The organism is uncultured Amaricoccus sp. (assembly GCF_937858865.1).
In the GTDB taxonomy this organism is placed as follows: Bacteria; Pseudomonadota; Alphaproteobacteria; order Rhodobacterales; family Rhodobacteraceae; genus Amaricoccus.
Genome location: NZ_CALLYO010000279.1, coordinates 1 through 4,447 on the forward strand (window position 1 = coordinate 1; position 4,447 = coordinate 4,447).

General features: G+C 71.6%; 5 protein-coding genes. 4 read left to right on the plus strand and 1 reads right to left on the minus strand.

The window, feature by feature from the left end; translation table 11 throughout:
- Positions 1 to 42: 42 nt before the first annotated feature.
- A complete protein-coding gene (locus tag Q0112_RS07965; protein ID WP_297973677.1) occupies positions 43 to 456 on the minus strand; it encodes a DUF1178 family protein in 414 nt (137 codons plus the stop codon).
- 209 nt (positions 457 to 665) lie between these two features.
- Between Q0112_RS07965 and Q0112_RS07970 the strand changes: the two genes are divergently transcribed.
- The 4 genes from Q0112_RS07970 (at position 666) to phoB (ending at position 4,358) form a co-directional block, all read left to right on the plus strand.
- Positions 666 to 1,331: a VPLPA-CTERM sorting domain-containing protein gene (locus Q0112_RS07970; protein ID WP_297973680.1), complete on the plus strand. Its 666-nt coding sequence runs from the start codon at positions 666 to 668 to the stop codon at positions 1,329 to 1,331.
- Between the two features lie 233 nt (positions 1,332 to 1,564).
- Positions 1,565 to 2,836 (plus strand): ATP-binding protein, encoded by a 1,272-nt coding sequence (locus Q0112_RS07975; protein WP_297973682.1) that lies wholly within the window; start codon positions 1,565 to 1,567, stop codon positions 2,834 to 2,836.
- Between the two features lie 107 nt (positions 2,837 to 2,943).
- Positions 2,944 to 3,645: a phosphate signaling complex protein PhoU gene (gene phoU / locus Q0112_RS07980; protein ID WP_297973685.1), complete on the plus strand. Its 702-nt coding sequence runs from the start codon at positions 2,944 to 2,946 to the stop codon at positions 3,643 to 3,645.
- 17 nt (positions 3,646 to 3,662) lie between these two features.
- On the plus strand, positions 3,663 to 4,358 hold the full coding sequence (gene phoB / locus Q0112_RS07985) for a phosphate regulon transcriptional regulator PhoB (protein WP_297973688.1): 696 nt from the start codon (positions 3,663 to 3,665) through the stop codon (positions 4,356 to 4,358).
- The last annotated feature ends 89 nt before the right edge of the window (positions 4,359 to 4,447 follow it).

Below are 4,447 nucleotides of genomic sequence, written 5' to 3' on the forward strand. Positions count from 1 at the left end.
ATCCATATGGCGCCTGATCGCGTCAGGTGGGCCCCGGAGGGGTCAGTTCGACTTGGGCGAGGACCAGGGCAGGCGGGAGACGGGGATGCCGTCGTCGGCGAGGGCGCGGGCCTCGGCCGTGGTCGCCTCGCCGATGATCGAGCGCTCGGGCGAGGCGCCCTCGTGGATGCGGCGCGCTTCGGCGGCGAACTCGCGCCCGACGTTCTCCGAGGTCGCCTCGACGTGGCGGCGGAGCTCGGCCAGGGCCTGCTCGGCGGGCGAGGCGGGAGCGGCGAGCGAGGGCGCGGGATCGGCGGCGGCGATGGCGGGCGCCATCAGGTCCTTGGCGACGACGGTGCTGCCGCAGACGGCGCAGGAGACCATGCCGGCCGCGCGCAGCCGGTCGAAGTCCTCGCTGGACCCGAACCAGGACTCGAAGCGGTGCGCCTTGTCGCAGCGCAGCGCGTAGCGGATCATTCGCTCTACCTCGTCACACACGCCTGCAAGAGAGAAGATATGGGGCGGCAGGTCAAAGACAATCTCGCCGCGCCCTTTCCACAAATGTGTTGCGGGGCCGGTTGCCGAGGACTGCCGGCTGTCCGGCAACGTCCACCGTTTCGTTTCCGCGTCCCCGGCCGCGAAACCGTGCTAACCTTGCCGCGGGACCACGTATCCGGGGGGATGGCATGAACTTCAGGACACTCGCGGCGGCGGCCGCCCTTGCGCTCGCTGCTCTGCCGGCATGGGCCGTCACCACGACGTTCGACCTGGCCGCCGACCCGCAGCACGAGGGCTGGTGGCGCTGGAACGACGACGGCAGCCACACGGTCTCGGACGGCGTCCTGCATGTCGAGGCTCCCTCCTACTATGAATTCTTCGCTCCGGCGGACGTCTGGCGCGACCGGGTGACCAACCGCGGCGGCTGGGCCATCGAAACCCGGATGCGCCGCGACCCCTCGTCGGTCGGCACGCCGGGGATGTGGATCCAGGACCGGAAGTACCTCACGCTGGTCGGATTCACCGGCAGCGGTCTCGAGATCGGCGACGATGGTGCCTTCCACGGCAGCTATGCGGTCGACACCTCGGCGTTCCATACCTATCGCTTCGAGGGCAAGGGCGACGGGCTGCGGGTCTTCGTCGACGGCCTCCTCGCGCTCGACCTCGGCGTCACGACGCCGGGCTGGGCCACCTTCGACGTCGCGTTCGGCGACAACAACCGCTTCACGTCCGGCTTCAGCAGCTCCGACTGGGACTATGTGACCGTGACCGCGATCCCGCTGCCGGCGGGCGCATGGCTGATGGGCGCCGGGCTCCTGGCCCTTGCCGGCGTCGCTGCTCGCCCACGCGCCTGAGGATCGGGCGACCGGCACCGAAAGAGTCGCGCGCCCTCCCCACCTGTCCCGCCCGAGGCCCTGCCTCGGGCATCGCCCGCCCCGCCCCAGGCGGGCGCTTCTCGCCCGCCGGGTCGGGTGCTGCCCTCAACGCCTTGGAGGAGCGGTCGGACAGGGTGCGGTTATTCGGCGGGCTTCCGTTGCCGGCCGGCGGGTGGCACATAGGCAGCCGGTCTGCGGAGAGCAAGGACGGCATGGCGAGGTGGGTTCCGTTCGGGGGCGCGGTTCTGGTGGGCGCGCTTGCGGCGCTCGCCTCGGCGCTGGCGCTGCCGCCCCTCCTCGCCTTCGCCGCGGGCGCGCTGGTCGGGCTGGTCGGGGCGGCGGTGCTGGCGCGCGAGCCGGCGGGGCCGGTGCCGGCGGCCGCCCAGGGGGCGAAGGCGACGATGCCCTCGACCTTCGGGCGGGCGCTGATCGAGAAGCTGCCGACGCCGCTTCTCGTCATCTCGCGCACCGGGCGGGTCAGCTATGCCAATCCGGCGGCAGCCGACGCGCTGCCGCGGCTCGAGGCGGGGGCGCATTTCGCCCATCTGATCCGGGTGCCGGCCTTCGTCGAGGCGGTGGGCGCGACGCTGGCCGACGGGGAGGAGCGGCGGGTGCGCTTCTCGACCCGGCAGGACCAGGAGCGCTTCCTCGAGGCGAGGATCGGGCTGCTGCCGCCGGGGGACGCCTTCGGGCCGGAGGCGCAGGGGATAGTGCAGATCGAGGACCGCACCGACCAGCGGCGCGCCGAGCAGCTGCGCTCGGACTTCATCGCCAACGCGAGCCACGAGCTCCGGACGCCGCTCGCCTCGATCATCGGCTATATCGAGACGCTGCAGCACCACGCCCGCGAGGACCCGGACGCGCGGGAGCGGTTCCTCGCCATCATGGCGCGGGAGGCGGGGCGGATGCAGCGGCTGGTCGACGACCTGATGTCGCTGAGCCGCATCGAGATGACCGAGCACGTCCGCCCGGCGGAGGAATGGTCGCTGACCGAGATCGCCGCCGAGAGTGCGGCGGCGCTGCTGCCGGTCGCGCGCCGGCAAGGGGTGACGCTCGCGATCGAGGTGGCGGCGGGCGGGGTGCGGGTGCGGGGCGACCGCGACCAGCTCGGGCAGGTCTTCACCAACCTGATCGACAACGCGATGAAGTATGGCGGCGCGGGCGCCGTGGTGCGCGTCGTCGAGGCGGCGCCTGCCCGGGCGCATCCGAACCGCGTCGGGGTGACGGTGGAGGACAGCGGGCCGGGGATCGCGCGCGAGCATATCCACCGGCTGACCGAGCGCTTCTACCGGGTGAGCGCGAGCTCGAGCCGCGACAAGGGCGGGACCGGCCTCGGGCTCGCCATCGTCAAGCACATCCTGAACCGGCACGGCGGGCGGCTGGAGATCGCGTCGGAGCCGGGAAAGGGCAGCGCCTTCACCGTGTGGCTGCCGCGCAGCGAGGGCGGCGAAGGGGCGGCCGCGGGGGATGTGCCCGAAGGGTGAAGGGCTTGGCCTGTCGCGAAAGTGTCTTGAATCCGTAATGCGCGTGTCGCGGGCGGCACTATACTGCGGGGGAGCGGTCGCCCGGCCGCAGGGGAATGGACGACGCCATGGCGCATATCGTATCGGCCTTCGACGAGGATCTGGTGCAGATCCAGGCCCGCATCTCGGAGATGGGCGGGCTCTGCGAGGAGCTGCTCTCCAAGGCGCTCGAGTCGGTGCAGAGCCGCGACCCGGTGCTGGCGCGGCAGGTGATCGAGCGCGACAAGGCGCTCGACGCGATGGAGATGGCGCTCGAGGAATCGGCGGTGAAGGTGATCGCGCTGCGCCAGCCGGTGGCGGCCGACCTGCGCGTGCTGATCGCGGCGATGAAGATCGCCTCGACGCTGGAGCGGATCGGCGATCTCGCCAAGAACATCGCCAAGCGGGCGATCCCGCTGTCGTCGGCCAAGCCGGTGCGGCTGACCACCTCGATCGTGCGCATGGGGCGGCAGACGTTGACCCAGCTCTCGGACGTGCTGAACGCGCATGCCTCGCGCGACGTGGATCTCGCGGTGCAGATCTGGAACCAGGACTATGAGATCGACGAGCTCTACAACGCGATCTTCCGCGAGGTCGTCACCTACATGGTCGAGGACAGCCGGCTGATCGGGGTGGGGGCGCAGCTCATGTTCATCGCCAAGAACCTCGAGCGGATCGGCGACCACACCACGCACGTCGCCGAGATGGTCCACTATATCGTCACCGGCAAGAACCTCGGGGACGACCGGCCGAAGGGCGAGCCGCAGGGGCTCGAGTTCCTCACCGACTGAGCGAGCGGAGGGCAGGGATGGCGGCCAGGATACTCGTGGTCGAGGACGAGGAGCCGATCAGCCAGCTCCTCGCCTACAATCTCGGGAAGGAGGGGTTCAGCGTCGCGACGGCGGCCGACGCCGAGGAGGCGATGGTCGCGATCGAGGAGAGCCGGCCGGACCTCATGCTGCTCGACTGGATGCTGCCGAACGTCTCGGGGATCGAGTTCTGCCGGCAGATCCGCGCCCGCCCGGCCACCCGCGACATCCCGGTCATCATGCTGACCGCCCGCGGCGAGGAGGAGGACCGGGTGCGCGGCCTCGATGTCGGGGCGGACGACTATGTGACCAAGCCCTTCTCGATGTCGGAGCTGGTGGCGCGGATCCGCGCCGTGCTGCGCCGGACCGCGCCGGCGATCGCCGGCGACGTGGCGGTCTTCGCCGACATCGTGCTCGACCGCGAGCAGTGCCGGGTGCGGCGGGGCAAGCGCGACATCCACCTCGGGCCGACCGAGTTCCGCCTGCTCGACACGCTGATGCAGCGGCCCGGCCGGGTCTACGCCCGCGAGCAGCTGCTCGACCGGGTGTGGGGGCAGGACGTCTATGTCGAGCTGCGCACCGTCGACGTGCACATCGGCCGGCTGCGCAAGGCGCTGAACCGCCGGGGCGAGCGCGACCCGATCCGCACGGTGCGCTCCACGGGCTATGCGCTGGACGAGACCTACGCCGGGTGAGATGCGCGGGACCGGCTTGGGCGAGCGGCGCAGGAGGGGTCGTGCCCTCCCCATCTGTCCCGCCCGGGGCCCCGGCCCCGGGCAGCGCC

Excerpts from the sequence above, each read along its gene's own strand:
- Q0112_RS07965 (WP_297973677.1), bottom strand. The coding sequence starts at position 456 with ATGATCCGCTACGCGCTGCGCTGCGACAAGGCGCACCGCTTCGAGTCC.
- Q0112_RS07970 (WP_297973680.1), top strand. The coding sequence starts at position 666 with ATGAACTTCAGGACACTCGCGGCGGCGGCCGCCCTTGCGCTCGCTGCT.
- Q0112_RS07975 (WP_297973682.1), top strand. The coding sequence starts at position 1,565 with ATGGCGAGGTGGGTTCCGTTCGGGGGCGCGGTTCTGGTGGGCGCGCTT.
- phoU (WP_297973685.1), top strand. The coding sequence starts at position 2,944 with ATGGCGCATATCGTATCGGCCTTCGACGAGGATCTGGTGCAGATCCAG.
- phoB (WP_297973688.1), top strand. The coding sequence starts at position 3,663 with ATGGCGGCCAGGATACTCGTGGTCGAGGACGAGGAGCCGATCAGCCAG.